Origin of the sequence: Arthrobacter sp. NicSoilC5 (assembly GCF_019977395.1) — a bacterium.
Lineage (GTDB): Bacteria > Actinomycetota > Actinomycetes > Actinomycetales > Micrococcaceae > Arthrobacter.
Genome location: NZ_AP024660.1, coordinates 167,438 through 194,329 on the forward strand (window position 1 = coordinate 167,438; position 26,892 = coordinate 194,329).

The window sequence follows — 26,892 nt, forward strand, 5'->3', positions numbered from 1 at the left end:
TGCGCCCATGTGCGGCGCACGGCCGGGTTGAGCAGCGCTGACTGCTACTGGGCCGTCCGGCGGTAGCGGATGTGCGTGGCCAAGGGAGAGTGGAGTACCTCGACGGGTTCGAAGCCAAATGATTCAATGCCGTCAAAAATCCGTTCACCCGAACCGAGTAAAACCGGAGCGATGTCCAGGGTGAGCTCGTCGATCACGCCGGCGGCCAGCGCCTGGCGGACGGTGGATGCTCCGCCGGCGATATCCACTCCCTTGCCCCCGGCTGCCTCGAGCGCCGCCGCGTACGCCGCATCGAAGCCGTCGGTGACAAAGTGGAAGGTTGTCCCGCCCTCCATCTGGATCGGCTCATGCGGGTAATGGGTAAGGACGAACACCGGCGCATGGTAGGGCGGCTCAGGGCCCCACCATCCGCTCCAGTCCTCGTCCCAGTCCCCGCGGACGGGACCAAACATGTTCCGGCCCATCACGTAGGCACCCCGCGGGCGCATCAGCCAATCAGCCGCGATCCCGTTGGCCTCGTTGGCACGGGGATCGCCGATGTGCCAGCCGTGGAGTTCAAGCCCCCGCTTGCCCAGCGGGTTCTCGCGGCTTTGGTCAGGCCCGGCGACGAACCCGTCCAGGGACATTGACATGTGGCAGGTGGTGTCCGGCACAGCGAACCTCCAGGGGTAAGTGCAGCTTCTGACCGATGGTGTGCGGGGAGCCTAGCATGCAGCAGTTGGAGGAACTACCCCTGAAAGTGCCGGGAGAGAGCCTTTAGTCGCTCCGTGTGCCGAAGACGATCTCGTCCCAGGACGGGACGCTGGAACGCTTGGGCCGGGGAGGCCGTTCCGGCGCCTCGGTCTCGGGCAACTGCCCGGTAGAGGGGGATGCATCGTTCTGCTTGGGTGCCGGGCGGCGGGGATTGCTGCCCAGCAGCTCATCCAGCCCGGCGCCGCCGGAGTTGCCGGACCCGGCAGCAGGCGCGGAACCGGACGGCTTCTGCGGGGACGCCGCAATGGTGATTTCCCGGGTGTCGGTACTGACGCCGTCGTGAAGCCGCAGGGCGTCATCGTTGCCGTCCCGGTGCGGCGGGAGCAGGCTCAGCCGGGACAACATTGACGGCCTTGCATCACGGCGCCGGATGAACGAATCCCCCTGGGCGGCCGGTGCGTCCTGCGGCCCGTCCTGGGATACGGGGTCCTCCGATTCCGGCTCAGGAGCGGCCTCGGCGGCTACCTCGGAAGGCCGCGGGTGGGCAGCCGGGACGCCATGGGCCAGGAGCAGCGCCAGGGCGTCGTCCGAATCTTCGTCCACACCCAGCCGCTGGCCGCGCCGCGACCGGAGCATGTCCAGGAGGCCGTCGGATTCCTTTGCGGCTTCCTGCGCAGGACCCTGACCCCCAGGGGATGCCTTGGAGGAGTCCGCGTCAGTCTCAAAATCGAAGGGGCGGTCGGAAACCGCCGTGAGGCGGCGCGCGGGAACGGGGCCGTCCAAAGGCTCGAGTTCGCTCAGCTGCTGTGCCCAGCGGTTGGTGTTCTGCAGCGATTTGCGGCCGGGGTTGAAGGTCCACAGCGCGGGCGGCTCTTCCCCGATTCCGGAGGTCCCGCCGGGTTTGGCCTCAAAGCTTGCCGAGACAGTCCAGGTGCCGTCCTGGCGCCGCCACGAGTCCCATTCCACAGTGCCTGGGTCGATGCCGTGGGCCGAAAGCCGGTGGGCCACCATGTCGCCCAGCGTGGCCGGGTTGTCGCCGAACGCGGACCGGTAGACGTCGTGGCCGGGGGAGGGTGCCGCGACTTCAACCTTCCGTGCCTGCTGCGCAACGTACTCGCGCTCCGCCAGCACCGGGCCCTCGTAGCGCTCCACCTTGGCCAGCGGCATCCCGGACAACTCCGCGACGTCGGCAGCGGTGGCACCCGCACGGATCCGGGCCTGGATATCCCTGGGGGACATGGGAACGGCAGGCCGCTCCGTCCTCGGTTTCGCCGAGGACCGGCTGGCCGTCCTGAGGGCCTCATCGATCGGCAGCTGGAACATCTCGCCGCCGGCCCCGCTCAACAGGAGATGCGTCCCGTCGTCGTGCACGCCTACAAGCCGTAGATCCTGCATACAAATCCTCCACCCTGGCATTACTATCAACCGAAACTCTGCCACCCGGCGGTGCGGATTTGGCTCAAGAGGCAGGGCGCGCCGTGATTTTCCGCCGGATCAGGGCCCGGGCGGGGCGTAACGGGAGTGTCAGCGGCGGGCCAGGGCTGCCGTCAGTTGGTCCGGGTGGCGGGTCGAGGCCAGCCAGTAGGGGGTCCGGTCGGCCGGGTCAGTGATTTCGATCTTCACCACCGGATCGATCCAACCGCGGATGCATAGGTAGGCCAGCCCGTTCAGCCGGGTGCCGCGCTCCGCCGTCGCTTCGCCGGACGTGAACTGCTGCACACCGCCCACAAAGCGGCGTTCGATGGTGGCCCGTCCAACAGTGAGGGCGTCCGGCGTCACCGTGATGGCAGGCGTGGAAAGGACCAGGAGGACCGTGATGATGGCCAGGAGCACCAGTGCCGCGGTGTAGCCCGCTGCCATGCTGATGGGGGCGAAGACCAGGATGCCGGCCGCGGAGACACCGGCTGCGATAACCCAGATCCAGGCGTTGGGCCACAGCTTCTCCCGGTAAATAACCGGTCCGCCAGTGGATGGGGTGCTGGGAACGGACGCGGGCGAGCTTGATTCGGGCATAGCCCAAGCTTTCCACCTTTGGCCCGCTATTTCACCTTGGGGCAAGCCTCCCGGCCGGCGCCGTGGCCGCGGGCTCCTTAGGACTGATTCGGGGGCGCGGGTTAGAGTGAGTGACTGTGACTGATCATCCCGCCACGGTAGACCTTGTCCCGGACGCAGCATCACCCGCCCCCGCTGCCCCCACCCTGCAGGTCCAGTTGAAAATGCTGGATCCGGAGCTGGAAGCGCCGTCCTACGCACATCCGGGCGACGCCGGCGCCGACCTCCGTGCCCGCGAGGACGTGGTCCTGCTGCCGGGGGAGCGCAAACTGGTCCCCACCGGCGTCGCCATCGCACTTCCGGAAGGGTTCGTGGCGCTGATCCACCCCCGCTCCGGCCTGGCCACCAAGCACGGCCTCACGATCGTCAACGCGCCCGGCACCGTCGATGCGGGCTATCGGGGCGAGATCTCGGTGACCCTGCTGAACACCGACTCATCCCAGCCGATTGAGCTGCGCCGCGGCGATAGAATTGCCCAAATGGTCATCCAGCGGGTGGAGTACGCCCAGTTCATTCCTGTCAGCGAGTTGAGCGGTTCCGTGCGCGGCACGGGCGGCTTTGGGTCCACCGGCGGTTTCAACGTCCCCGGAGCCTGACACCAGGACGCACCCGCTGCCACGCCAGCACGCACGACGGTGGGACCTTCGCAGTTCCCACCGGAACCATTCAGAACTGGCACATTTTCAGGATTAAGGAGTCACCCATGGTCTTTGGGCTCGGCAGGAAAGCAAAGAATGAAGAGCCGGCGCAGCCGGCCGACGAGCTGACGATCGCGGAGGCCGGAGAAGGCGAACCGGGCACTGCCGCCCGCCGCCAGGACGGCCCCTTCGACGAGTCCGAAATCAGCAGCCGCGACGGCTTTGTTGACCTCGGCGCCCTGCTCATCACACCGAGCGAGGGCCTTCAGCTCCGCCTCGAGGTGGAAGAGGCAACGCAGCGGGTAGTGGCAGTCACCTTGGACCTTAACGGCTCCAGCCTCCAGCTGCAGGCGTTCGCCGCCCCCAAGACAGAGACGCTCTGGGATGAGATCCGCGAACAGATCGGCCAGTCAGTCGGCGCGCAGGGCGGCCAGGTTGAAGAGGTTGAAGGCGCTTTCGGCACCGAACTGGTGGCCAAGCTGCCCGCCGGACTTCCGGACGGCAGCCAGGGCTACCGGGTGGCCCGTTTCATCGGCGTCGATGGGCCCCGCTGGTTCCTGCGCGGCGTCCTGGGTGGACCCGCCGCGCTGGAACGCCCCGCCGCGGAACCGCTCGAGGCCCTGTTCCGGCAGGTCGTGGTGGTCCGCGGGGACAGCCCCATGCCGCCGCGCGATCTTCTGCAGCTGAGGCTGCCCAAGGACGCTTCAGCCACTCCTCCGCCCGCCGCACCCACCCTGGAGGAGCCCGAACGTGGTCCCGAAATTACCCAGATCGGCTGAGTCCCCGCAGGACGGAGCCACGCAGTCAACGCGTGGCGTCACGCCACTGGGCCAACTGCCCGACCGGGGCCGCGTCACGTGCCAGGGGCACATTGACTCCGTGACGTTTGTACCTGCGGACCGGACTGCCGAATTCAGCGCCATCGTTTCGGAGGACGACGCCGCACGTCCGGCCGCATCGGGACAGGGCCGGCCACCGCGGCTCCGCGTCGTCTGGCTGGGCCGCCGCCGGGTGCCGGGCATCGAAGCAGGTGCGGAAATCCGGGTCGAGGGGATGCTGGCCCGCGGCAAGGACATGCCCACCATATTCAATCCCCGCTACGAGATACTGTCCCGCCAGGAGAACGAATGACCGCGCACCAGCCTGAACAGCCCACCGGACCTGAGAACCCCGGCAGGAACGGGCAGCAGCAGGGCGGCCCTCAGGCTCCAGGTCCGTCCCCGGTTGCCGGCCTCGCCGCTGAGTACGCTGCAAAGGCCGGACTCCACCGCACCCACGACGGACGCGTGGACGTCCTGCGGAGCGCCGGCGGAGTGCAGGGCATTGCGGAGAGCATCGTTCCCGGCCTTGTCTTCCTGGTGGCCTTCACCATCACCCGCGAGCTCACCCTGTCCCTGGTGGCCGCCCTGGCGTCGGCAGCTGTGTTCACCGTGGTCCGGCTGGTGCAGCGGCGCCCCCTGACCCAGGCGCTGGCGGGAGTGGCCGGCGTCGGCATTTCCGCCTGGCTGGCCAACACCACCGGAAAGGCGGAGGACTTCTACCTTCCCGGCTTCTTCACCAACGGCGCCTACATCCTGGCGATGGTCCTTTCCATTGCCGTCAAGTGGCCCGTGGCGGGCCTCCTCTTCGGTTTCATCCGCAATGAGGGCGTGGAGTGGCGCAAGGAACCGGCCCGGGTCAAGGCATACCGGCTGGGCACGTGGATCATTGTCGCGGTCCTGGCGCTCCGGCTCATCGTGCAGGTGCCCCTCTACCTCATGGGCACCGACGGCCTCGCCGCACTCGCCACCACCCGCCTCATCATGGGTGCACCCCTGTACATCCTCGGGATCTGGGTTGCGTGGCTGGTAACCCGGCCTGCTCCGGCCGAAGCTGAAGCCGGCGCAGACCGTACGGCCTGACGCCCAGGCCTCGCGGCGGCCGGCCTAGCCGTCGAAGCCGTCGTCGTCCAAAGCATGGCCGTGGCCGCCCGCGTTGGCCGGCTGGCCGTTGCCCGGGGCCTGTTCCCCGGCGTCGATGCTGCCCGGGGCGGACGAGAGCAGCTCCCGCAGTCCGTCCTCGGCAGCAATGGTGGTGACGAAGAAAAGTTCGTCCCCGCCGTCGATGACGTCGTCCCTGCTGGGCGTGATCGGCGCCTGGTCCCGCAGGATGGCCACCAGGGTGGCGTCCTCCGGCCAGTGGATGTCTCCCACGGTCATGCCGATGACGTGGGAGTCGTGGGGCACGGTGAATTCCACCAGGGACGCCACCCCGGTCTGCAGCGTCAGCAGGCGGACCAGGTCACCGATCTCCACTGCCTCCTCCACGAGGGCGGTCATCAGCTGCGGGGTGTTGACGGCTACATCAACACCCCAGGAGTCATTGAACATCCAGTCATTCTTCGGGTTGTTCACCCGGCCCACGGTGCGGCCAACACCGAACTCGGTCTTCGCCAGCAGGGACACCACCAGGTTCACTTTGTCATCGCCCGTTGCGGAGACTACGACGTCGGCGTCCTCCACCTTGGCGCCCTGCAGCGTGGAGAGCTCGCACGCGTCGCCCACCAGCCAGTGGGCGCCCCGCAGGCCGCTGCGGCCGATCACCTCGGGCTTGAGGTCGATCAGGAGGATCTCGTGCTTATGCGCCAGCAATTCCCTGGCGATGGATGATCCGACGCTGCCGGCGCCGACGATAACGACTTTCACTGATACTCCTTGGCGGGGGCTTTGGCGAGGATCTGGGCGATCTGGGCGCTGCGGTCCACCTGCAGCATGGCGTGCACGGTGTCACCGTCCTGGTACGCCGTTCCGGCGCCAGGCAGCAGGCCCTCGCCAAAGCGGGTGACATAGGCCACGCGGACATCGGCGGCCTTCTCAATGCTGCTGATCCGGTGCCCGATCCAGCCGGCGTCCAGGTCCAGTTCAGCCAGGACCAGCCGGCCCGAGGGCTCACGGAAATCACCGGCGAGATGTTGTTCGGGAAGGATGCGGCGCAGCACCTGGTCCGCGCTCCAGCGGACGGCGGCCACCGTGGGGATGCCCAGGCGCTGGTAGATTTCGGCGCGACCCGGATCGTAGATCCTGGCGACGACATGCGGAACGTGGAAGGTCTCGCGGGCAACCCGGGTGGCCAGGATGTTTGAGTTGTCACCGCTGGAAACGGCGGCGAAGGCGTAGGCCTCGCCAACTCCTGCCTGCTTGAGGGTCTCGCGGTCAAAGCCCACGCCGGTCACCTTCCGGCCAGTGAAGCCCTGGCGGAGCCGGCGGAACGCGCGGTCATCCTGGTCGATGATGGCCACGGAATGACCGGCATCCTCCAGCGTGTGCGCCAGCGTTGCCCCCACCCGGCCACATCCCATGATCACGAAATGCGCCACCGTATCTCCTTTGTATCTAAGTCAGGATCGTGCAGCTAGAACTCTACCGGCATGGCCCTTGTTAGGCCTGGCAGCGGCCCGTCATGACATCGTCCGCGAATCAGACTAGCTTTGTGGGGTGTTGACAATACTGAACGCCGTCAAACGCGTGCTGGTGGGCAGGCCCTTCCGGAATGACCGACTGGCCCACACCCTCCTTCCCAAGAAGATCGCATTGCCGATCTTTGCGTCCGATGCCCTCTCTTCCGTAGCCTACGCACCGGACGAGATCCTGCTCACCCTGGCACTGGCCGGTGTCAGCGCCGTGGCGATCTCTCCGTGGGTCGGCCTGGCGGTGATGGTGGTGCTGCTGACCGTGGTGGCCTCCTACCGGCAGAACGTCCACGCGTACCCGTCAGGCGGCGGCGACTACGAGATCGCCAACGAGAACATGGGCAAGTACGCCGGCCTGACGGTGGCGTCCGCCCTCCTGGTGGACTACGTCCTGACCGTCGCCGTGTCGATGTCCTCCGCCGCGGCGTACCTGACCACGGCTGTGCCCTCGCTGCACGGCGAGCAGGCCGTCATCGCCACCATCGGCGTCGTCATCCTGGCCCTGGTGAACCTGCGCGGCATCAAGGAAGCGGGCAGCGTCTTCGCCGTCCCCACCTACATCTTCATGGCGTCCATCCTCGGCATGACCGCGGTGGGCATGTTCCAGGCCGCCACGGGGCAGTTGGGCGAGGCGCCGTCGGCTGCGTTCACCATTGTTCCCGCCGAAGGCTTCGACCAGGGCCTGGTGGGCCTGGCCGGCGCCTTCCTGCTGCTGCGGGCCTTCTCTTCGGGCGCCGCGGCCCTGACCGGCGTCGAAGCCATCAGCAACGGCGTTCCCAACTTCCGGCACCCCAAGAGCAAGAACGCAGCCACCACCCTGCTGCTCCTGGGCGTGATCGGCGCCGCCATGCTGGCGGGCATCATCTACCTGGCAAATGCCACCAAGGTCCACATTGTGCTGGACCCCGCCAAGGAATTCCTGCTGAACGGCAGCCCGCTGCCTGAGGGCTACATCCAGAACCCGGCCATCAGCCAGATCGCGCAGACCATCTTCGGCGAAGGGTCCATCCCCTTCTACATCGTGGTGGCCGCTACCGGCGTCATCCTGGTGTTCGCCTCCAACACCGCCTTCAACGGCTTCCCGGTCCTGGGTTCCATCCTCGCCCAGGACGGCTACCTGCCCCGCCAGCTCCGGACCCGCGGCGACCGGCTCGCGTTCAGCAACGGCGTGCTGGCCCTCGCGGCAGGCGCCCTGGTGCTCATTATTTCGTTCGACGCGGACGTCACCAAGCTCATCCAGCTCTATATCGTCGGCGTCTTCATTTCCTTCACGCTCAGCCAGCTCGGCATGATCCGGCACTGGGGGCGCGAGCTGAAACTGGCCAAGGACAAGGCCGTCCGGCGGAAGATGATCAAGTCCCGGACCATCAACAGCATCGGTTTCGGCATGACTGGACTGGTGCTGGTCATCGTCCTCATCACCAAGTTCCAGCAGGGTGCCTGGATTGCCCTGCTGGCCATGTTCATCCTCTTCCTGATCATGTGGAGCATCCGGGCCCACTACGACAACGTCGCCAAGGAACTCGCCGTGGACGAGGACTCCTCACCGCGCGCCCTGCCCACCAGGGTCCACGCCGTCCTGCTGGTCTCCCACGTCCGCAAGCCGGTGCTGCGGGCCCTGGCCTACGCGCGGGCATCCCGCCCCTCCCGGCTGGACGCCATCACCGTGGACATCGACCCGGACGAGACCGCACACACCATCGCGGACTGGGAAAAACTTGAGATCCCGGTGCCGCTGACCGTGCTGGCCAGCCCGTACCGCGAGACCGTCACGCCCATCATGGACTACGTCAAGCAGATGCGCCTGGATTCCCCGCGGGACCTGGTGGTGGTCTACATCCCCGAGTACGTGGTGGGCAAGTGGTGGGAGCAGTTGGTTCACAACCAGACCGCCCTCCGCATCAAGACCCGGCTGCACTTTGAACCGGGAGTCATGGTGGCCAGCGTTCCCTGGCAGCTCAAATCCTCCGAAGAAGCCAAGAACCTCCAGGATGTCCAGTGACCGCCAACCCTTCCGCCGCTTTGCCGGCATCAGATACTTCCCTGCCTGCAGGGGATGAAACCGGCCACACCGGTGAGGAGGCCGTCCTCGACGTCGGTCCGGTGGCCCACGGCGGGCACTGCGTGGCGCGCCATGAGGGCCGCGTGGTCTTTGTCCGGCACGCCATTCCGGGGGAGAAAGTCCGCGTCAGGCTCACCGACGCCGCGGACGGCGCCAAGTTCTGGCGGGCCGATGTCATCGAGGTGCTGGAAGCATCGCCGGACCGGGTGGAACACTTCTGGCACGTGGCCGATTCCCTGCGGGCCTGGGGCCACGGCCACCCGCCGGTGGGCGGGGCCGAGTTCGGGCACATGACCCTGGCCCGGCAGCGCGGCCTGAAAGCGGACGTCGTGGCAGAACAGCTCACCCGGCTGGCCGGCTTCGACCAGGTGCCGTCCGTATGGGCCGGCGGGGTCGAACGCGTAGGGGAAGCGGACGACGGCGGCACCGGCCTGGGGTGGCGCACGCGGGCGAGTTTTTCGGTCACCCCGGGCGGCAGGCTCGGGATGCACGCCCACCGCTCCAACCACATCGTTGCGGTGCGGGAGATGCCCCTGGCAAGCGAAGCCATCAACACCCTGCGCCTGTGGGACCTGGACCTGCAGGGCATCGAACGGGTTGAGGTGGCCGCGCCGGCCAACGGTTCCCGGCCCCTGGTGCTCCTGGCCCCCGCGCCGGGCACCAAGGACAAGCGGCTGCGGGCGATCGCCGCGGCCCTGCCGGCGGACGCATCGGTGGCAGCCTTCGATCCGCTGGCCGGAACCGTCACGCAGCTCCGGGGACGCACCTGGGTGCAGGAATCCGCCGCCGGCCATGACTACCGGGTGACCGGCGACGGTTTCTGGCAGATCCACCGCGACGCGCCCGGGACCCTTGTGGGGGCTGTCACAGAATTCCTCCGGCAGGGTGACTTCCTGAACCCCGGAGCCGTGGTCGCCGACCTCTACGCGGGCGCCGGGCTCTTCACCGCCGTGCTGGCTGATGCCGTAGGGGAGACGGGGTCCGTCCTCTCGGTTGAAGGGGCGCCGGGGGCAAGCCGGGATGCCCGGAAGAACCTGCACTCCGCACCGCAGGTGGAGGTGGTCCAGGGGCGCGTGGAGCGGGTCCTGCGCCAGAAACCGCGGAACTTCGACGCCCTGGTCCTCGACCCTCCCCGCGCCGGAGCCGGGAAAGCCGTTGTCGGCCAACTCGTCGCGTCGCAGCCCCGGGCCATTGCCTATGTGTCCTGCGATCCGGCGTCGTTCGCGCGTGACCTCGGTTACTTCCGACGCTCCGGGTGGGAGCTCGCCGGGCTGCGGGCCTTCGACCTGTACCCCCACACCCACCACCTCGAGACAGTGGCACTGCTGACTCCGGCTCCATGATGCCGCCACGGTTTTCGACTACGATGGCCGTAGTAGTCCCACGTCGCGCCCGAATTCTCGGCCGGCCGTGTGCAAATTTTCGGGCCCTGGAACTACTTAGGGCTTCCTAACTAGCAGGCGGTCAACCGCGCGACAAAGATGAAACTGTTGCGAGAGGAGTCCTGCGATGAGCACTGTGGACAGCTTCGGTTCAAAAGGCAAACTTAATGTAGCCGGAACCGAGTACGAAATTTTCCGGTTGAACTCCGTTGAAGGTGCAGAAAACCTTCCGTTCAGCCTCAAGGTATTGCTTGAAAACCTGCTGAGGACCGAGGACGGCGCGAACATCACTGCCGATCACGTTCGCGCTTTGGCAGGCTGGGATCCGAATGCGGAACCCGATACAGAAATCCAGTTCACGCCGGCGCGCGTGATCATGCAGGACTTCACCGGTGTTCCCTGCGTGGTCGACCTGGCCACCATGCGTGAAGCCGTCAAGGACCTGGGTGGCGATCCCAAGCGGGTCAACCCGCTGGCCCCGGCCGAAATGGTCATCGACCACTCCGTCCAGATCGACGCCTTCGGCAACTCCGGCGCACTGGAGCGCAACATGGAGATCGAATACCAGCGCAACGGTGAGCGCTACCAGTTCCTGCGCTGGGGCCAGACCGCATTTGACGACTTCAAGGTGGTCCCCCCGGGAACCGGCATCGTGCACCAGGTCAACATTGAATACCTGGCCCGCACCGTCATGACCCGCGAAGTGGACGGTGCACTGCGCGCCTACCCCGACACCTGCGTTGGCACCGACTCGCACACCACCATGGTCAACGGCCTGGGCGTGCTGGGCTGGGGCGTGGGCGGCATCGAAGCCGAGGCAGCAATGCTTGGCCAGCCCGTCTCCATGCTCATCCCGCGCGTCGTGGGCTTCAAGCTCAGCGGCAGCATCCCCGCCGGCGCCACCGCAACCGACGTGGTGCTGACCATCACCGAAATGCTGCGCAAGCACGGCGTGGTGGGCAAGTTCGTGGAGTTCTACGGTGAGGGCGTCGCGGCCGTGCCGCTGGCCAACCGCGCCACCATCGGCAACATGAGCCCCGAGTTCGGCTCCACCGCCGCCATGTTCCCCATCGACGACGTGACCCTGGACTACCTGCGCCTCACCGGCCGGTCCGAGCAGAACGTTGCCCTCGTGGAGTCCTACGCCAAGGAACAGGGCCTGTGGCACGATCCTTCCCGCGACATCAAGTTCTCCGAGTACCTGGAACTGGACCTGTCCACGGTTGTTCCGTCGATCGCCGGCCCCAAGCGCCCGCAGGACCGCATCGAGCTGACCGAGGCCAAGGACGAGTTCCGCCACGACCTGCTCAACTACGTCTCGCACGACGCGAACGCGGGCACCCTGGACGAGTCCCTCGAGGAGAGCTTCCCGGCTTCGGACGCGCCGTCCTTCACGGGCGGAGCGACCCATATCTCGGACACCGACCGCGAACCGCCGAAGTACTCCGCAGCGCATGGCGGCGCCGGGCGGATCTCCAACCCGGTGCCCGTAAAGATGGCTGACGGCCGCGAGTTTGAGCTGGACCACGGCGCGGTAACCATTGCCTCCATCACGTCCTGCACCAACACGTCCAACCCCTCGGTCATGCTCGCCGCCGCCGTGCTGGCGCGCAACGCCGTCGAAAAGGGCCTCACCGCCAAGCCGTGGGTCAAGACCTCCGTCGCCCCCGGCTCCAAGGTAGTCACCGACTACTACGAGAAGTCCGGCCTGACCCCGTACCTGGAGAAGCTCGGCTTCTACATCGTGGGCTACGGCTGCGCCACCTGCATCGGCAACTCGGGCCCGCTGGAAGCAGAGATCTCCGAGGCCATCCAGGCCAACGACCTCGCCGTCAGCGCCGTCCTGTCCGGCAACCGCAACTTCGAAGGCCGCATCAACCCGGACGTGAAGATGAACTACCTGGCGTCCCCGCCGCTGGTCATCGCCTACGCCCTGGCCGGTTCCATGGACTTCGACTTCGAGGCCGACCCGCTCGGCAAGGACGAGGCCGGCAACGACGTCTTCCTGAAGGACATCTGGCCCAACCCGGTTGAGGTCCAGCAGGTCATCGACTCGTCGATCGACAAGGACATGTTCGCCAAGGGCTACGAGGGCGTCTTCGAGGGCGACGACCGCTGGAAGGCACTGGACACCCCCGCCGGCGACACCTTCGCCTGGGACCAGAACTCCACCTACGTCCGGAAGCCCCCGTACTTCGAGGGCATGAAGGCCCAGCCGGAGCCCGTCAAGGACATCTCGGGCGCTCGCGTGCTCCTGAAGCTCGGCGACTCCGTCACCACCGACCACATCTCCCCGGCCGGTTCCTTCAAGTCCGACACCCCGGCCGGCCAGTACCTGCTGGCCAACGGCGTGGAGCGCAAGGACTTCAACTCCTACGGTTCGCGCCGTGGCAACCACGAAGTGATGATCCGCGGCACGTTCGCGAACATCCGTATCAAGAACCAGCTCCTGGACGGCGTTGAGGGTGGCTTCACCCGCGACTTCACCCAGGCTGACGGCCCGCAGGCATACGTCTACGACGCCGCGCAGAACTACCAGGCAGCCGGCACCCCGCTGGTGGTCCTGGCAGGCAAGGAATACGGTTCCGGGTCATCGCGCGACTGGGCTGCCAAGGGCACCGCACTGCTGGGCGTCAAGGCCGTCATCGCCGAGAGCTACGAGCGCATCCACCGCTCCAACCTCATCGGCATGGGCGTCCTGCCGCTGCAGTACCCGGCCGGCGAGAACGCTGCCAGCCTGGGCCTGACCGGCACGGAAACCTTCTCGGTGGAGGGCGTCACCGCCCTCAACGAGGGCAGCACGCCCAAGACCCTGAAGGTCACCGCCACCGCAGAGGACGGCTCCTCGAAGTCCTTCGACGCGGTGCTCCGCATCGACACCCCGGGCGAAGCGGACTACTACCGCAACGGCGGCATCCTGCAGTACGTGCTGCGCCAGATTTCCGCCAACTAGCGGGAACTGCCGCCCAGGCACCAACCTCCCCGAAGCCCCGGCCGGTCACCGACCAGCCGGGGCTTCGGCTTTGCATTCACACCAAGGCGTTAGAGTTAAACGGCACGTCTACCACCCGAAGGAGGGGTCATTGGGAATCTTGGACACCATCCGGAATCCGCAGGACCTGAACGAGTTGACCGAGGAACAGCTGGAACAGCTGGCTTCGGAGATCAGGGATTTCCTGATCACGAACGTCTCCCAGACGGGCGGCCACCTCGGGCCCAACCTCGGCGTCGTGGAACTGACGCTTGCCGTGCACCGCATCTTCGAATCCCCCCGCGACAGCATCGTCTTTGACACAGGGCACCAGTCCTACGTCCACAAGCTGCTCACCGGACGCCAGGACTTCAGCACGCTCCGCCAGGAAGGCGGGCTCTCCGGCTACCCGGACAGGGCCGAATCGGAACACGACATTGTGGAAAGCTCCCACGCGTCGTCGTCCCTGTCCTGGGCCGACGGCATTTCCCGGGCCCGCCAGCTCACCGGCGAAGGTGACCGGCATGTGGTGGCCATCATCGGCGATGGTGCCCTCACCGGCGGCATGGCCTGGGAAGCCATCAACAATATCGCGGCTGACAAGAAACGCCGCGTGGTCATCGTGGTCAACGACAACGGCCGGTCCTACGCCCCCACGGTGGGCGGCTTCGCGGACTACCTTGCCTCCCTGCGCCCCACCATCGACTCCTTCCGCGCCGCTCCCGCATACGAGGGCGCGCTTGACTGGTGGAAGAAGAAGCTCCAGGACGGCGGCCCCGTGGGGCAGTTCACCTACAAGAGCCTGCACGCCATGAAGAAGGGCATCAAGGACTGGTGGGCGCCGCAGGGCATGTTCGAGGACCTCGGCATGAAGTACATCGGCCCGGTGGACGGCCATAACCTCCAGGCCATGGAGCACGCGCTCTCCACTGCCCGGAACTACGGCGGCCCCGTGATCGTCCACGCCATGACGGAAAAGGGCCACGGCTACGCTCCGGCCCGGGCCCATGAAGCGGACCAGTTCCACGCTGTCGGCATCATCGACCCCGAAACGGGTGAGCCCACCGGCGCCGGCGGCGCCCAGTCCTGGACCTCCGTGTTCGCGGACGAGATCGCCGCCATCGCCGACGAACGCGACGACATCGTGGGCATCACAGGCGCCATGCTGATCCCGGTGGGCCTGCACAAATTCGCGGCCAAGCATCCCAAGCGCGTCATCGACGTCGGCATCGCGGAACAGCATGCGCTCACCGCAGCCGCGGGCATGGCTTTCGGCGGACTGCACCCGGTGGTGGCGGTGTACGCCACCTTCCTGAACCGGGCATTCGACCAGCTCCTCATGGACGTCGCCCTCCACAAGGCCGGCGTCACGATCGTCCTTGACCGGGCCGGCGTTACCGGCCCGGACGGCGCCAGCCACCACGGCATGTGGGACATGGCCATGGTCCAGATCGTCCCCGGACTGCACCTTGCCGCGCCCCGCGATGCCACCCGGCTCCGCGAGGAGCTGCGAGAAGCCGTTGCCATCAGCGATGCCCCCAGCGTCGTCCGCTTCTCCAAGGGATCCGTTGGCCCCGCCGTCGAGGCCCTGGAACGGCTCAGCGACGGCGTGGACATCCTGGCCCGCAGGCCTTCAGGCTCCACGGAAAACGACGTGCTGATCGTCAGCGTGGGCGCCATGGCCGAACTGGCCCTGGACGTTTCCAACCGGCTTGGCGCGCAGGGCATCAGCACCACCGTGGTGGATCCCCGCTGGGTCCTTCCCGTCCGCCGTTCCATCATTGCGCTGGCCTCACACCACCGCCTGGTGATCTGCATCGAAGACGGCGTCCGCGCAGGCGGCGTCGGCTCGCGTATCCGGCAGGAGATGCGTGCCGCGGGCGTCGACACCGCCCTGAACGAGGTGGGCCTGCCGGTGGAGTTCCTCGACCACGGCACCCGCAACCAGGTGCTGGAGCGCGTTGGGCTGACCGCCCAGCAGATCACGCACGACGTCGTCGCACAGGTCCTGGGAACGAAGGTTCCCTTTGCGCGGCCCCTCCCCGGGCAGCAGCACCCCACCACCGGCAGCCTTCCGATCCTGTGAGGGACGAGGACGAACTGAAGTACCCCGGGCCGGCGGGGGAGTCCGGACCGGTCCTGCACACCACCACCACACGCGTTCCCAACGGGCTGGAGCCGGGCCAGCTGGTGGTGTCCAGGAACCGCAAATGGAACGGCAAAGCCCACTGGGTGGTGCCGGGGCGGTACGTGGGCGAGGACCAGCACGGGTGGTGGATCTTCCAGGGCACCAACGAGTTCTGTTCCCGGCCCGGCGCCGCGTTCTACACCCGTTCGGACGCTGTCCTGCTGGTGCCGCGCCAGGGTGACTGGGTGGCCACGTTCTACGACTCCGCCCACCCCGGCGGAGTGCGGGTCTACATCGACCTCGCCGTGGGCCACGAGTGGACACACATCCGGCCGGCGGTAACCGAGTTCCATGTCATCGACATGGACCTGGACGTCATCCGCACCGCCGACCGCGGCGTCTTCATCGACGACCAGGACGAGTTCGCGGAACACAGCGTCTCCATGCACTACCCCCACCGTCTGATCAAGGACATCCAGGCCGCGGCGGACGGGCTCTACCACGCCGTCAAGGCACAGCACGCGCCTTTCGACGGCACCGACGTTGAATGGTTTACCAAAGGACGCACCACATGAGCGGCATTGTCAGGGTCTACAAACGCGACGACGAGGGCGCCCTCCAGTTCCGGGAAGCCTGGTTCGACGAGGAGTACTCCCAGTTCGTGATGAACTTCGGCGCCGTGGGGCACCAGAGCAAGACCGAGGAAACCGACGTCCCCGATGCAGGTGCTGCAGAAGGCCTCCTGGACGCCTTTGCCGCACAATGCGCGGAGGACGGCTACGCGGAGATCCCCAACGAGGAGCAGTTCTGGGTAGTGGCACAGTTCGCCCTCAAGACCAGGGAAGGCACCGACCGGGACCGCCGCCTTGAGCAAAAGGCCAAGGACGCCCTCATCAGCCACCTGGCCTGGCGCGGCCTGGGAACGGTTGAGCGGTCCGAATTCACCGACTACAAGCTGAACATCTTCTGCCTGTGCCCGGACGTCAACAAGGCAGTCAACGCCATCAAGGTGTGCGCCCGCGGCGAGGACCTCGACTTCACCAAGCTCAGCATCGCCGCCGCCCCGTTCAGCGACCCCGACCAGTACAAGCTCAAGCACTCCGCCAAGACCGCCAGCAGCTTCAGCCTCTAGGAGACCCCCGTGACCAGTTACCGCCGCGTTGGAAAATCAGGCCTCACCGTCTCCACCGTTGGCCTGGGCTGCAACAACCTGGGCCGCGCCAACACCGCCACGGAGTCGCAGGACGCCACGGACGCGGTGGTCAACGCCGCCATCGACTCCGGCATCACGCTGTTCGATGTGGCAGACAACTACGGCAGGGAACCGGGACTCAGCGAAACCATGCTGGGCAAGGCCCTCGGTCGCCGGCGCGGTGACGTGGTGGTTGCCACCAAATTCGGGATGGATGCCAAGGGCGCCAACGGCCCGGACTTCGGCGCCCGTGGTTCCCGGCGGTACATCATCCAGTCGGTGGAGGCCTCGCTGCGGCGGCTCGGTACCGACTGGATAGACCTTTACCAGTTCCACACCCCCGATCCGCTCACGCCCATCGACGAAACCCTGTCCGCGCTGGACACCCTGGTCCGCAGCGGCAAAGTCCGCTACATCGGCCACTCCAACCGCTCCGGCTGGCAGATCGCCCAAGCGGAATACGTGGCCCGCGAACTGGGCATCGCACGGTTCATCTCCTCGCAAAACCACTACAACCTCCTGGACCGGCGCGCCGAACTGGAGGTGACCCCGGCGGCGGAGGAATTCGGCCTGGGCGTCCTGCCATACTTCCCGCTGGCCAACGGCCTGCTGACCGGCAAGTATTCGCCGGGCCACGCTCCGGAAGGATCCCGCCTCAGCCACACCCGCACCAACATGGTGGACGACGCCGACTGGGACCAGCTGGGAAGGTACAGCGCCTTCGCGAAGGAGCGCGGCCTGACCGAGATCGAGGTGGCCTTCTCCTGGCTCGCCGCCCAGCCCTCGGTGGCCAGCGTCATCGCCGGCGCCACCAGGCCGGAACAGGTCCAGCAAAACGCGGAAGCGGCGGACTGGGTCCCCACCCCGGAGGACCTGGCCGCCCTTGACGGGATCTTCCCCGCCGTGCCCAAGGTCGCGCTCTTCTAGGCGACCGTGCCCGCCTACCTCCTGGACGTCGATACCGGCATCGACGATGCCCTGGCCCTAGCCTATCTTGCCGCCCTCCCGGACACGGAGTTCGTGGCGGTCACGGCCACCCCGGGCAACGTCGACGCCGACCAGGTGGCGCGCAACACCCTCGCCCTGCTGGAGCTGTGCGGGCGCCCTGGAGTGCAGGTGGCGGTGGGTGCCCGGAAGCCCCTGTCCATCCCCCTGATCACGACCCCGGAAACGCATGGGCCGCAGGGAATCGGCTACGCGGTGCTGCCTGAACCATCAGGCCAACCCAGTCCGCAGAATGCAGTGGACCTGTGGATCGAGCACGCCAGGGCCAGGCCGGGGGAGTTGACCGCGCTCATTACCGCTCCGCTCACCAACTTCGCTTTGGCCCTGCGGCAGGAACCGGAACTTCCCGATCTCCTGGCCAAAGTGGTGATCATGGGCGGCGCCTTCTACCACCAGGGCAACACCACACCCACCGCCGAGTGGAACACCCACGTGGATCCGCACGCGGCCAAGGAGGTCTACGCCGCCTACCGCGGCCGGCCGCTGGAGAAACTGCCCATTGTCTGCTCGCTGGACACCACAGAACGCATGGAAATGCACCCGGCCCACCTCAGGGCGCTGGCCCGGGCTGCGGGCGCCGCCGTTCCGGAGCTGGTACTCCCGGAAGACCCTGAGGGCCGGCGCAGCACTTCCGACAACACCCTTATCAGGCACCTTTCGGACGCCCTGCGCTTCTACTTCGAGTTCCACCGGCTCTATGACCAGGGCTACCTAGCCCACGTCCATGACTTCTTTGCCGCCGGGGTGGCCGCCGGCACCCTTGAGTACGCCGCGCGCCCGGCCACGGTGGACGTCGAAACGGAATCGGGGCTCCTCATGGGAACAACCGTGGCAGACTTTCGCGGGCTTTGGGGCGCACCCCCGAATGCCCGGATCGTGTCCGCCAACAACCCGGAGCAGGCGTTCGGTGAGCTGGTGTCCGCCGTGGGGCGCCTGGCCCGGAAGACGGGGTGAGGCAGGCGATCCACGGCCGGCGCGGCAGGAACATCCTGCCCGGGACGCTGCCGGAGGATGGCCGGTAGAATGGGCTCCGGACCGGCCCGGCGCAGTTGCCGCCGGCTGCTGCCGAGGTGACATAGGCAGCCACATCCCGGCCCGGTACTGCCGGGCCACTGCCAGCACCCCAAAGGAACATTCCCCATGTCATCGCCCTCTTTGACGCTTCCGTCCCAGGAACGCCCCGCGGCCCGCCGCCGGCTGCTGGAGATCCTCGGCGCCCTGGCCATTGCCGCCACGTACGTCTTCCTGGTCCTTAATCAGCCCGCAGACATCACCGGGGGTCCGGGCAGCGCATCGGCCCTGATCGCCCTCACCGGTTTCCTGGCAGGAGCGGTCCTGCTGATCGTCGCCGTGCTGCCCACGCTTCCCGCCTCCACCCTGGTGCTGATCCCGGTGGCGCTGGTCCTGAACATCATGCTGGGCCAGTTTGTCGGCAGCACCCTGGTTCCCTTCTACCTCGACGCCATCGGCACGGTGCTGATCGCCGTCCTGGCCGGCCCGGCCGCCGGCGCCGCCACCGGCGCGCTCAGCAGCATCGTCTGGTCCTTCTTCAACCCCACCGTGCTGCCGTTCGCCGCAGGCGCCGCGCTCATCGGTTGCCTGGCGGGCCTCGCGGCACGCTACGGCCTCTTCCGCCGCTTCTACCTTGCCCCGGTTGCCGGCTTCGTCACCGGGATCATCGCAGGCGTCGTGTCCGCCCCCGTGGCAGCCTTCGTCTTCGGCGGAACGTCGGGCGTGGCCACCGGCGCCATCGTCAGTGCCTTCCGGGCCATGGGGGACACCCTCCTGGCCGCCATCACCAAGCAGGCACTCCTGTCCGACCCCATGGACAAGGCCATCGTGTTCACCATCGTGGCCGTCCTGGTCTACGCGCTGCCGCGCCGGACGCGGCAGCAGTTCCCCTTCATCCGCCGCCACCGGGTGCTCGCCGGCAGCAGCCCGGCCCCGGCGCCGCAGACGGGTGCGCACGCCGACGGTTCGAAGCAGGCACCGGGTACTGCGTCGGGACCGGCCAGCGATTCAGCCCTGAACGGCTGACCCGGGCACCGTGACAGCATCCCCGGCGGGCAGGACCGCCGCCCCGGCCAGGCGGGAGCGGATCAATCCGCTGACCTCACTTGCCGCTGCCGCCAGCACCGCGGTCATGACGACGGCGGCAGCAAACTGGGTGCTCTCAGGCACCGTGGCTGCAGCCTGCCTTGGCCTGTCCCTGGCGGGCGGCACGGCCCGCCGGGTTGTGCCGGCTGCCGCGGCAGTCCTGGTCCCCCTCGGCCTTTCATTGCTGGTGCTGCACGGCCTCTTCTTCCCGGAAGGAAGGACCGTGCTGGCCGAGTGGGGACCTGCCCGCATCACGGCAGAGGGCCTGCAGTTTGCCGTGCAGCGCATCCTGCAGCTTGCCGCGGTGGTCCTGGCCCTGCTGCTGTTTTCCTTCAGTGTCAGCGTCCCGGACCTCGTGGCGGCCTTGTCGGCCCGCGGCGTGCAGGGCCGGTTCGCTTTCGTCCTGGCCTCCACCCTGACCCTGCTGCCGGCCATTGCCGGCCGGGCGCGCCGGATCCGGGAGGCGCAGGAATCGCGCGGCCTGGTCATCACCCGCGGGCTGCTGTCCAGGGTGGCCGCATTCCGGCTGCAGGCGGTTCCCCTGGTCCTGTCCCTGATCGAGGATGCAGGGACCCGGGCTGCTGCCCTGGAAGCGCGTGGACTGGGCAACCCCGGACCACGGACCACCTACCGGGAAGTGCCCGATTCCACCGCCCAGCGGGCAGTGCGGGCCGTCCTGGTGGTGGCGGCCCTGGCCGCAGTGGTTCTCCGGGTGGTGCAGGCCGGTGCCTGAACGCATGGCGGCTGCCGGCCGCGCCGTCCCCCTGAACAGCCCCGTGATGGCTGCCGGCATCAGGGACTTTACCTTCCACGACGGGCATGCCCCCGCCCTGCATGACCTGGCGGTTTCCGTTGCGCCGGGCTCCTTCACGGTCATCCTGGGCGCATCCGGGAGTGGCAAGTCCACCCTGGGCCGGTTGCTGGCCGGCTGGCTGGCACCGGGCGGCCACGGCACGCTGGCGGGGTTCCTTGAGCTGGCCGGCACACGGCTGGACTTCGACGGCGGCACCGGGGACCCCCGGATCGATCCCGCCCAGTGGGGCCGGCAGGTGGGTTTCGTGCCCCAGGACCCTGCCGGCGTCCTGTCCACCGTCCGGGCCACGGTGGCCGAGGAACTCGCATTCGGTCTGGAAAACACCGGCATGGACCGTGCCGGGATGAAAGCCGCCGTGGAGCGAACCGCCGCGCTCCTGGGGCTCGCCGGCCAACTGGACCAGGACCCTGCCCGGCTGTCCGGCGGCCAGCTGCGGCGGCTGGCCATCGGCTGCGCGATCATCCCCGGACCTCCGGTGCTGGTCATGGACGAGCCCTTCGCCTCCCTGGACGCGGCAGGGGCCAACGAACTGGCCGTGTTGGTCCGGGACCTCCTCAAACAAGGCACCGCCGTCGTGATCCTCAGCCAGGCGGTTGACCCGCTGCTGCTGGAGGCCGGCACTTGGCTGGTGCTGGCGGACGGCACGCTCACCTCCGGCGGGCCTCCTGCCGCGCCCAGGTCCGGCTCCGGGCTCCTGCCACCGGCCATCAGGCGCCTCGACCTGGAAACCGCTTCGAGCCCCGCGCCCCGGCCCTCCAGCCGCCGGGCGGTGGAGCTGCCTGCCGGCCCCGCGGCGCTGGAGCTGCGGAGGGTGTCCTTTGGATACCCTGAAGTGCCCGAACGCCGCCGCAGGCGTCGACGGCAGGAGCCGGGGCCGGACCGCCGCGCAATGGTGCTCCAGGACATCAACCTGTCAGTCCATCCGGGGGAAATCGTAGCTGTCACCGGCCCCAACGGTGCAGGGAAATCAACGCTCCTAAGGCACTTCAACGGCCTGCTCCGTCCCACCGCAGGCACTGTCCTGGTCCGCGGCGGCGACATCGCGGGAGCTCCGGTGGGAAAGACAGCGGCATCCGTCGGCCTGCTCTTCCAGCAGCCCCGTGACCAGCTGTTCGAACGGACGGTGCTGCGGGAAGTCGGGTTCGGGCTGGACCGCCTGTTCAGTCCGGCGATGGCGGCCGATTACGCAGCCGCGGCGCTGGAGGCTGTCGGCCTCGCAGGTACGGCCCAGGAACATCCTGCCGAGCTGCCGGCGTCCGCCCAGCGACTGTTGGCCCTGGCCACCGTCCTGGCCCGCCGGCCTGCCGTCCTGGCGCTGGACGAACCGACGGTGGCGCTGGACGGCGACGGACTCGCGCTGCTCGACACAGCCGTACGGTCGGCAGCGGAGGCGGGCGCCGCCGTCGTGCTGGTCACCCATGAACTGGGCTATGCACGCGCGGCGGCGCACCGCATCCTGGCGCTCGACGGCGGCCGGCTGGTACCGGCCTGACCGCCGGTACCACTAGTCCCGGGACTTGCTCGACGCGACGCCGGGCGCCAGGAAGCGCTTGCCGTTGACCCGCTCCGATGCACCGACCCGGTCCAGGTACGGCGTAATGCCGCCCAGGAACATGGGCCAGCCAGCGCCCAGGATCATGCACAGGTCGATGTCCTCGGCACCGGCCACGACGCCCTCGTCCAGCATCAGGCCGATTTCCTCTGCCAAGGCATCCTGGACGCGGCGCAGCACCTGCTCCGCGGTGGACGGGCTGGAGCCAAAGGACATCAGCTCCAGCGTGGACTGGGGGATAGCCCGGGAACCGTCCGGGGCGGTCTCCCACAGTGCCTTCACGTTGTTGTCGATGAGCTTCTTGAGGTTGTCGGAAACCGGGAAGCGGTCGCCGAAAGCGGCGTTCAGGGACTCCTGGACATGCTGCGCCACAGGCAGGCCCACCATGGCCAGCAGCGTGAACGGTGTCATGGGCAGCCCCATGGGCCGCAGCGCGGCGTCCGCCACTTCCGCGGGGGTGCCCTCGTCGAAGGCAGCTGTCACTTCGCCCATCAGCCGCAGCAGGATGCGGTTGACCACGAACGCGGCCGCGTCCTTGACCAGCACGCCGGTCTTTTTCAGGGCCTTGGCCAGTTCAAAGGCGGTGGCGAGCACGGCATCGTCGGTCCGCGGGGCGCGGACGATCTCCAGCAGCGGCATGACGGCCACCGGATTGAAGAAGTGGAAGCCCACCAGCCGCTCCGGGTGCTGCAGGTCCGCGGCCATCTCAGTCACCGAGAGGGAGGACGTGTTGGTGGCCAGGATGCACTCCGGCGACACGATGCCCTCCAGTTCGGCGAAGACCTGCTTCTTGATGTGCAGTTCCTCAAAGACGGCCTCGATCACGAAGTCGGCGTCCGCGAAGGCTTCCTTTGACACCGAGCCCGTCACCAGCGCCTTGGTGCGGTTGGCAGCGTCCTGGCTGACGCGCTTCTTCGCCAGCAGTTTGTCCACCTCGCCATGGACATAGGCCACGCCCTTGTCCACCCGGGCCTGGTCGATGTCGGTCAGGACCACAGGCACCTTCAGCTGCCGCGCGAAGAGGAGTGCCAGCTGGCCGGCCATCAGGCCCGCGCCCACCACGCCCACCTTGGTGACGGGCCGGGCCAGCTTGCGGTCCGGAGCGCCGGCGGGGCGCTTGCCGCGCTTCTGCACCAGGTCGAGGAAAGCGTAGACGGTGGAGCGGAACTCGTCCGTCTGCATGAGCCCGGCGAGGGTTTCGCACTCCAGAGCGGCTGACTCCGCAGCGGTCATGGTGCGGTTCGCATCGAGGATGTCCAGGACCTTGGCGGGGGCAGGGGAAGCGTTGGACGTCTTGCCTTCCACGAACTTCCGGGCGGCATCCACGGCAGCGGTCCAGCGGGCCGCGGCGTCAGGGGAAGAGGGGTCGACGGCGTTGGGCCGCTCCGGGACCACGTCGCCGGAGATGACGCCCGCGGCCCAGGCCAGCGACTGCTCCAGGAAGTCGGCAGGTTCGAAGAGCGCGTCCGCGATTCCGAGACCGAACGCCTGGGCGCCGGAAAGGGTCCGGTTGTTGCTCAGCGGGTTCTCGATCATCACCTTGACGGCGTTTTCGGGCCCCACGAGGCGGGGGAGGATGTACACGCCGCCCCAGCCGGGTACCAGGCCCAGGAAGGCTTCCGGCAGCGCCAGGGCGCCGGCACCTGTTGACACCGTCCGGTAGGTGGACTGCAGGGCAATCTCCAGGCCGCCGCCCAGGGCGGCGCCGTTGATGAAGGCGAAGCTGGGGACGCCCAGGTTGGCCAGGGTGGCATAGACGTCGTGGCCCAGTTGCGCCATCCAGAGTCCGTGCTCGCGCTTTTCCAGGGACTTCACCGCGGAAAGGTCGGCTCCGGCCACCAGGTAGTGCGGCTTGCCGGTGACGCCCACGCCCACGATTTCCCCGCGGTCGGCACGGTCGCGCAGGCCTTCCAGCACCGTGCCGAGCTCCACCAAAGTGTTGGGGCCAAGGGTGGTGGGCTTGGTGTGGTCAAAGTCGTTGTCCAGGGTGACCAGGGCAAAGGTGCCCGGGCTGGGCTTCCCTGCAGTTCCCGGCAGGGCGATGTCCTGGACGTAGGAGTGGGTCACGGTTTCGTTGGGGAAGAGGTCCGCCAACGTGCGGAAATCTGCGGCGCTCATGCCATGGCTCCTTCGGAAGCGGTAGCAGCGGTGTCCCCGGCGGGAGTTCCACTGTAGTCGGGGTGGTGCGGGTTCTCCCAGATCACGGTGCCGCCCATGCCCAGGCCCACGCACATGGTGGTCATCCCGTAGCGGACCGACGGATCTTCCTCGAACTGGCGGGCCAGCTGGATCATCAGCCGGACGCCGGAGGACGCCAGGGGGTGGCCCACGGCGATGGCACCGCCGTAGCGGTTGACCCGGGGGTCGTCGTCGGAGATGCCGTAGTGGTCAAGGAAGCTCAAAACCTGGACGGCGAATGCCTCGTTGATTTCGAACAGGCCGATGTCCTCGATGCCCAGGCCGGCGTTCTTCAGCGCCTTCTCGGTGGCCGGGACAGGGCCGATGCCCATGACCTCCGGCTCCACCCCGGCATAGGCGTAGCTGACCAGCCGCATCTTGACGGGCAGGCCCAGTTCGGCGGCGGCTTCCGAGGACGCCAGGACGGCGGCGGTTGCGCCGTCGTTCAGTCCGGCGGCGTTACCGGCGGTGACCCGGCCATGGGCACGGAACGGGGTGCGCAGGCCGGCGAGGTCGTCCAGGGTGGTGCCGGGGCGCGGCGGTTCGTCCTTGCTGTGGACAGTCCAGCCCTCGCCGGGCTTCCGGGCGGCAACGGGAACCAGGTCGGGCTGGATCATGCCGTCCCGGTAGGCGGCTGCCAGCTTGTCCTGGGAGGCCACCGCATAGGCATCGGTGCGCTCCTTGGTGATGGCGGGGAAGCGGTCATGCAGGTTCTCGGCGGTGTTTCCCATGTTCAGGGCTGCCGGGTCCACCAGCCGTTCGGACATGAACCGTGGGTTGGGATCGGCGCCCGAGCCCATCGGGTGGTGGCCCATGTGTTCCACCCCGCCGGCGATGACGACGTCGTAGGCGCCGAAGCCGATGCTGCCGGCCGTGGTGGTAACAGCGGTCATGGCGCCGGCGCACATGCGGTCGATGGCGAAGCCGGGAACCGTGCGCGGCAGGCCGGCCAGCAGCGCGGCGGTCCTGCCGAGGGTGAGGCCCTGGTCGCCGGTCTGGGTGGTCGCGGCGATGGCAACCTCATCGATCCGCTCCGCCGGCAGCGACGGGTTGCGGCGCAGCAGGCCGCGGATGCATTTCACGATCAGGTCGTCGGCCCGGGTCCCGGCGTAGATTCCCTTCTCGCCGGCCCTGCCGAAGGGTGTGCGGATGCCGTCCACAAAGACGACGTCGCGGACAGTGCGCGTGGATGCGCCGCTTCCGTGCTGGCTCACGTGTAACTCCTCATCGAGATGTGGCGCGCCGGGTGCATGCCGGAGGGCGGCAGCAGCCTGGCGTCGGTCACACCGATGTTACTCGTGAGTAACTTAGCCTGCAAGGGGTGGTGCGGGACAGTTACTGGCCGCCGGCCGCGGCGACAGGTTTGGCTTCCTTGGGCGGCAGCGGCTGCGGGTTCAGGAATGCGCCGGCGATCAGCGGTGCACTGAGTTCCACCTGCCACCCGCGGGCCCCGAGCGCCCGCAGCTCAGCGGCAATGGAATCTTCGGTAACGATTGCTGGAGGCCGCCACGCCACGCGCCGCAGGTAGTCGGGCGTCAACAGGTTCTCCAGCGGCAGGTTCAGTTCCTCTGCCTTGGCCTGGAGGAGGGGCCGGGCAGTGGCCAGCCTGGCGGCGGCTTCGGGATCGCGGTCCGCCCAGACCCTCGGCGGTGGCGGGGCGTTAGTGGGCAGGTGCAGGGGCGGCAGTTCCTCCAGGTCCCGTGCTGCGGCGATGCAGCGCAGCCACCGTGGAGCTTCGCGCTGGGCCGCGCGGCCGTGGAACCCCTTGGTGCTGAGCAGTTGCGGGACGGTGGCGGGCATGGCCTTCGCCGCCGCTACCAGGGCGGAGTCCGGAATGAGCCTGCCCGGTGCCACGTCGCGTTTTTGCGCCAGGGAATCGCGTTCCAGCCACAACTCGCGGACAGCGGCCAGTTGGCGGCGGTCCCGGATCTGGTGCAGGCCGGAGGTCTTCCGCCAGGGGTCCACCCGGGGCGGAGCGACGCCGGCTTCGAGGATGGCGGCAAATTCCTGCTCGGCGTACTCCAGCTTCCCGTCCGCCTGGAGCAGTTCAATGAGTTCCTCGCGCAGTTCGGTGAGGACCTCCACGTCCAGGGCGGCGTAGCGCAGCCACGGCTCCGGCAGGGGGCGGGTGGACCAGTCGGCGGCGGAGTGTTCCTTGGCGAGCCCGAATCCCAGGAGCTGTTCGATGACAGCTGCCAGCCCCACACGGGGAAGCCCGGCCAGGCGTGCGGCCAGTTCGGTGTCGAAGAGCTTGTCCGGCCACATCCCGAGTTCGGACAGGCAGGGCAGGTCCTGGCTGGCGGCGTGCAGGATCCATTCGACGCCGCGCAGGGCGTCATTGATAATGTCCAGGTTTCCGAAGGGTTCGGGATCGATCAGCCAGGTCCCGGCACCTTCGCGCCGGATCTGGACCAGGAAGGCCCGCTGGCCATAGCGGAACCCGGAGGCGCGTTCGGCGTCAACGCCTGCAGGGCCGGTGCCGGCGGCAATGGCGGCGGCGCAGCGCTCCAGGCCGGACTGGGTTTCGATGACCAGGGGAACGCCGTCCCGGGGTGCGTCAAGATCGATGATTTCGGGGATGGGGCTGTCAAAGCCCTCCACCGTGATGTGGGGTGCGGCAGCAGCAGCCGGGACGCCGGCTGTGGTGTTTTCCGGAATGTTTGGGGTCATGATGCCCCCA

General features: G+C 67.9%; 23 protein-coding genes. 15 read left to right on the plus strand and 8 right to left on the minus strand.

Features of this window, described 5'->3' with window-relative positions:
* Window positions 1-44: 44 nt before the first annotated feature.
* The 3 genes from LDO22_RS00710 to LDO22_RS00720 form a co-directional block, all read right to left on the minus strand.
* On the minus strand, window positions 45-632 hold the full coding sequence (locus LDO22_RS00710; protein WP_224025709.1) for a dihydrofolate reductase family protein: 588 nt from the start codon (window positions 630-632) through the stop codon (window positions 45-47).
* A gap of 124 nt (window positions 633-756) precedes the next feature.
* Window positions 757-2,088 carry a septation protein SepH gene (gene sepH, locus LDO22_RS00715; RefSeq protein WP_224025710.1) on the minus strand — a complete coding sequence of 444 codons (1,332 nt, stop codon included), beginning with the start codon at window positions 2,086-2,088 and terminating at the stop codon, window positions 757-759.
* Between the two features lie 129 nt (window positions 2,089-2,217).
* The gene (locus LDO22_RS00720) at window positions 2,218-2,706 is read right to left on the minus strand and encodes a DUF3093 domain-containing protein (protein WP_224025711.1); all 489 of its coding nucleotides are present in this window, start codon (window positions 2,704-2,706) and stop codon (window positions 2,218-2,220) included.
* A 116-nt stretch (window positions 2,707-2,822) separates the two neighbouring features.
* Here LDO22_RS00720 and dut point away from each other — a divergent pair, with 116 nt between their 5' ends.
* The 4 genes from dut (at window position 2,823) to LDO22_RS00740 (ending at window position 5,284) form a co-directional block, all read left to right on the plus strand.
* Window positions 2,823-3,341 (plus strand): dUTP diphosphatase, encoded by a 519-nt coding sequence (dut, locus tag LDO22_RS00725; RefSeq protein ID WP_224025712.1) that lies wholly within the window; start codon window positions 2,823-2,825, stop codon window positions 3,339-3,341.
* A 107-nt stretch (window positions 3,342-3,448) separates the two neighbouring features.
* The gene (locus tag LDO22_RS00730; protein ID WP_224025713.1) at window positions 3,449-4,162 is read left to right on the plus strand and encodes a DUF3710 domain-containing protein; all 714 of its coding nucleotides are present in this window, start codon (window positions 3,449-3,451) and stop codon (window positions 4,160-4,162) included.
* A 100-nt stretch (window positions 4,163-4,262) separates the two neighbouring features.
* Window positions 4,263-4,514 carry a hypothetical protein gene (locus tag LDO22_RS00735; RefSeq protein ID WP_346347077.1) on the plus strand — a complete coding sequence of 84 codons (252 nt, stop codon included), beginning with the start codon at window positions 4,263-4,265 and terminating at the stop codon, window positions 4,512-4,514.
* Window positions 4,511-5,284 carry a DUF3159 domain-containing protein gene (locus LDO22_RS00740; protein WP_224025714.1) on the plus strand — a complete coding sequence of 258 codons (774 nt, stop codon included), beginning with the start codon at window positions 4,511-4,513 and terminating at the stop codon, window positions 5,282-5,284. Before LDO22_RS00735 ends, LDO22_RS00740 begins: the two co-directional genes overlap by 4 nt.
* Before the next feature lie 24 nt (window positions 5,285-5,308).
* Here the strand turns inward: LDO22_RS00740 and LDO22_RS00745 are convergent, their stop codons facing one another.
* Together LDO22_RS00745 and LDO22_RS00750 are read right to left on the minus strand one after the other, a co-directional pair.
* Window positions 5,309-6,067, minus strand: coding sequence for an NAD-binding protein (locus LDO22_RS00745; protein WP_224025715.1), 759 nt, complete (start codon window positions 6,065-6,067; stop codon window positions 5,309-5,311).
* Window positions 6,064-6,738, minus strand: a complete 675-nt coding sequence (locus tag LDO22_RS00750) for a TrkA family potassium uptake protein (protein WP_159632173.1) — start codon at window positions 6,736-6,738, stop codon at window positions 6,064-6,066. Before LDO22_RS00750 ends, LDO22_RS00745 begins: the two co-directional genes overlap by 4 nt.
* Window positions 6,739-6,856: 118 nt before the next feature.
* Between LDO22_RS00750 and LDO22_RS00755 the strand changes: the two genes are divergently transcribed.
* The 11 genes from LDO22_RS00755 (at window position 6,857) to LDO22_RS00805 (ending at window position 21,974) form a co-directional block, all read left to right on the plus strand.
* Window positions 6,857-8,833: an APC family permease gene (locus tag LDO22_RS00755; protein WP_159632172.1), complete on the plus strand. Its 1,977-nt coding sequence runs from the start codon at window positions 6,857-6,859 to the stop codon at window positions 8,831-8,833.
* A 41-nt stretch (window positions 8,834-8,874) separates the two neighbouring features.
* Entirely contained in the window at window positions 8,875-10,236 is a 1,362-nt protein-coding gene (locus tag LDO22_RS00760; protein WP_224027126.1) for a TRAM domain-containing protein, read from the plus strand.
* A 166-nt stretch (window positions 10,237-10,402) separates the two neighbouring features.
* Complete coding sequence (locus LDO22_RS00765) at window positions 10,403-13,228, plus strand: aconitate hydratase (RefSeq protein ID WP_159632171.1); 2,826 nt, start codon at window positions 10,403-10,405, stop codon at window positions 13,226-13,228.
* 130 nt (window positions 13,229-13,358) lie between these two features.
* Entirely contained in the window at window positions 13,359-15,332 is a 1,974-nt protein-coding gene (gene dxs / locus LDO22_RS00770) for a 1-deoxy-D-xylulose-5-phosphate synthase (RefSeq protein WP_159632170.1), read from the plus strand.
* Entirely contained in the window at window positions 15,329-15,949 is a 621-nt protein-coding gene (locus LDO22_RS00775; RefSeq protein WP_224025716.1) for a DUF402 domain-containing protein, read from the plus strand. The genes dxs and LDO22_RS00775 overlap by 4 nt, the downstream gene beginning before the upstream one ends.
* Window positions 15,946-16,506, plus strand: coding sequence for a hypothetical protein (locus tag LDO22_RS00780; protein WP_224025717.1), 561 nt, complete (start codon window positions 15,946-15,948; stop codon window positions 16,504-16,506). Before LDO22_RS00775 ends, LDO22_RS00780 begins: the two co-directional genes overlap by 4 nt.
* Window positions 16,507-16,515: 9 nt before the next feature.
* Complete coding sequence (locus LDO22_RS00785) at window positions 16,516-17,493, plus strand: aldo/keto reductase (protein ID WP_224025718.1); 978 nt, start codon at window positions 16,516-16,518, stop codon at window positions 17,491-17,493.
* A gap of 6 nt (window positions 17,494-17,499) precedes the next feature.
* On the plus strand, window positions 17,500-18,525 hold the full coding sequence (locus LDO22_RS00790) for a nucleoside hydrolase (RefSeq protein WP_224025719.1): 1,026 nt from the start codon (window positions 17,500-17,502) through the stop codon (window positions 18,523-18,525).
* Window positions 18,526-18,711: 186 nt separating this feature from the next.
* Window positions 18,712-19,608: an ECF transporter S component gene (locus tag LDO22_RS00795; protein WP_224025720.1), complete on the plus strand. Its 897-nt coding sequence runs from the start codon at window positions 18,712-18,714 to the stop codon at window positions 19,606-19,608.
* A gap of 10 nt (window positions 19,609-19,618) precedes the next feature.
* Window positions 19,619-20,401, plus strand: coding sequence for an energy-coupling factor transporter transmembrane component T (locus tag LDO22_RS00800; protein WP_224025721.1), 783 nt, complete (start codon window positions 19,619-19,621; stop codon window positions 20,399-20,401).
* Between the two features lie 46 nt (window positions 20,402-20,447).
* The gene (locus LDO22_RS00805) at window positions 20,448-21,974 is read left to right on the plus strand and encodes an ABC transporter ATP-binding protein (protein ID WP_224027127.1); all 1,527 of its coding nucleotides are present in this window, start codon (window positions 20,448-20,450) and stop codon (window positions 21,972-21,974) included.
* Window positions 21,975-21,986: 12 nt separating this feature from the next.
* Here the strand turns inward: LDO22_RS00805 and LDO22_RS00810 are convergent, their stop codons facing one another.
* From LDO22_RS00810 to LDO22_RS00820, 3 genes are all read right to left on the minus strand, one after another.
* Complete coding sequence (locus LDO22_RS00810) at window positions 21,987-24,152, minus strand: 3-hydroxyacyl-CoA dehydrogenase NAD-binding domain-containing protein (protein ID WP_224025722.1); 2,166 nt, start codon at window positions 24,150-24,152, stop codon at window positions 21,987-21,989.
* Window positions 24,149-25,426, minus strand: a complete 1,278-nt coding sequence (locus tag LDO22_RS00815) for an acetyl-CoA C-acyltransferase (protein ID WP_159632162.1) — start codon at window positions 25,424-25,426, stop codon at window positions 24,149-24,151. Before LDO22_RS00815 ends, LDO22_RS00810 begins: the two co-directional genes overlap by 4 nt.
* 121 nt (window positions 25,427-25,547) lie before the next feature.
* Window positions 25,548-26,882: an HRDC domain-containing protein gene (locus LDO22_RS00820; protein WP_159632161.1), complete on the minus strand. Its 1,335-nt coding sequence runs from the start codon at window positions 26,880-26,882 to the stop codon at window positions 25,548-25,550.
* Between the last annotated feature and the right edge of the window lie 10 nt (window positions 26,883-26,892).

What these genes read in the sequence shown, in the direction of transcription:
- LDO22_RS00710 (WP_224025709.1), bottom strand. Translation starts at nt 632, where the DNA reads ATGTCAATGTCCCTGGACGGGTTCGTCGCCGGGCCTGACCAAAGCCGC.
- sepH (WP_224025710.1), bottom strand. Translation starts at nt 2,088, where the DNA reads ATGCAGGATCTACGGCTTGTAGGCGTGCACGACGACGGGACGCATCTC.
- LDO22_RS00720 (WP_224025711.1), bottom strand. Translation starts at nt 2,706, where the DNA reads ATGCCCGAATCAAGCTCGCCCGCGTCCGTTCCCAGCACCCCATCCACT.
- LDO22_RS00730 (WP_224025713.1), top strand. Translation starts at nt 3,449, where the DNA reads ATGGTCTTTGGGCTCGGCAGGAAAGCAAAGAATGAAGAGCCGGCGCAG.
- LDO22_RS00740 (WP_224025714.1), top strand. Translation starts at nt 4,511, where the DNA reads ATGACCGCGCACCAGCCTGAACAGCCCACCGGACCTGAGAACCCCGGC.
- LDO22_RS00765 (WP_159632171.1), top strand. Translation starts at nt 10,403, where the DNA reads ATGAGCACTGTGGACAGCTTCGGTTCAAAAGGCAAACTTAATGTAGCC.
- LDO22_RS00780 (WP_224025717.1), top strand. Translation starts at nt 15,946, where the DNA reads ATGAGCGGCATTGTCAGGGTCTACAAACGCGACGACGAGGGCGCCCTC.
- LDO22_RS00795 (WP_224025720.1), top strand. Translation starts at nt 18,712, where the DNA reads ATGTCATCGCCCTCTTTGACGCTTCCGTCCCAGGAACGCCCCGCGGCC.
- LDO22_RS00805 (WP_224027127.1), top strand. Translation starts at nt 20,448, where the DNA reads ATGGCTGCCGGCATCAGGGACTTTACCTTCCACGACGGGCATGCCCCC.
- LDO22_RS00810 (WP_224025722.1), bottom strand. Translation starts at nt 24,152, where the DNA reads ATGAGCGCCGCAGATTTCCGCACGTTGGCGGACCTCTTCCCCAACGAA.
- LDO22_RS00820 (WP_159632161.1), bottom strand. Translation starts at nt 26,882, where the DNA reads ATGACCCCAAACATTCCGGAAAACACCACAGCCGGCGTCCCGGCTGCT.